Genomic DNA, 1441 nt, shown 5'->3' on the forward strand with positions numbered 1-1441 from the left:
GATTTAATGTGAAGCGTCGAATGCCGATGCTATCGTCCGCGCCGTTCTGCCCCTGATCCGGCTGGGGCACATCTCGTTTAGGATTCGGTCGCTTGTTCAGGCAATTGCTGCTTTCGCTCGTCGTCATAGGAGCGGCCGCGGCCGCTTACGTCTTCTTCGTGCCCGGCGCATCCGAGACGCTGGCCCGCTTCGGCATCACCCTGCCCTTTGGCGAACCGGCTGAGGCGGCGACCGGCCCGGCAAATGCTCCGGGCCAACAGCAGGCAGCTGGCCAGCGCGGCCCCGGCGGCGGCGAGGGCGGTGGCGGCCCGGGCGGCGGTCGTGGCGGCAACCGCACCATGGTGGTGGTCACGGCGCCGGTGCTGCTCGCCACCATCAACGACAAGCTGACCTCGATCGGCGAAGGCGCCGCGGCGCACTCGGTGACCGTGGTCTCGCCAGCCAGCGGCACGCTTGCGGAACTGACGGTACGTCCCGGCGAGGCGGTGACCGCAGGCGCGGTGATCGGCCGGCTCGATGCCGATGCCGAGCAGATCGCCCAGGAGCGCGCCAAGCTCGGCTTCGACGACGCGCAGACGGCGCTCGATCGCACCAACGAACTGGCCAAGGCCAATAACACCACGACGGTACAGGTCGCGGCGGCGCAACTGGCCTTCAACAACGCCCGGCTGGAGCTGCAGAACGCCGACCTGGCGCTCGCCAGGCGCACCATCTCGACGCCGATCGCCGGCACCGTCGGCCTGTTTCAGGTCAGCGCCGGCAACACCGTGACCTCGCAGAGCGTCGTCACCACCATCGAGGACACCTCGCACATCCTCGTCAGTTTCTGGGTGCCCGAGCGCTATGCCTCGGCCATCACCGAGGGCATGCCGCTGACTGCGACGGCCGTGGCTCTGCCCGGCCAGACCATCGCCGGCGAAGTCAGCGCCGTCGACAACCGCATCGATCCGGCGAGCCGCACCCTGAAGGTCGAAGCCGCCATCCCCAACGACGAGGGCCTGCTGCGGCCCGGCATGTCGTTCTCGGTTTCCATGACCTTCCCCGGCGAACAATTCCCCTCGGTCGACCCCTTGGCGATCCAGTGGTCGAGCGCCGGCAGCTATTTGTGGAAGTTCGTTGAGGGCAAGGTCGAGCGCGTGCCGGTCGAGATCATCCAGCGCAATTCCGATGGCGTGCTGGTGAAGGCCGAGCTCGGCGAAGGCGATCAGGTGGTGACGCAGGGCGTACAGCAGCTCACCGCCGGGGCGAGCGTACGACTGCTCGATGATCCCTCGGGTGGTCAGGGCGGCGAAGGTCGGAGACGGCCGGCAGAGGGTCAGGGAAATCCGTCATGACGACTGATAGAGACGGCCCCCGCCCGGCCTCCCCCACAAGGGGGGAGGTGAAGAGTCGAGCTTGTGGCTCGATCGTGCCTGACACTCGATGCGGCACCTCCCCCTTC

At 67.8% G+C, this 1441-nt stretch carries 1 protein-coding gene; it reads left to right on the forward strand.

Annotated elements, in window-relative coordinates:
* Window positions 1-92: 92 nt before the first annotated feature.
* Entirely contained in the window at window positions 93-1334 is a 1242-nt protein-coding gene (locus tag VW23_RS01550) for an efflux RND transporter periplasmic adaptor subunit (RefSeq protein ID WP_069907835.1), read from the forward strand.
* The last annotated feature ends 107 nt before the right edge of the window (window positions 1335-1441 follow it).

Origin of the sequence: Devosia insulae DS-56 (assembly GCF_000970465.2) — a bacterium.
GTDB lineage: Bacteria > Pseudomonadota > Alphaproteobacteria > Rhizobiales > Devosiaceae > Devosia_A > Devosia_A insulae.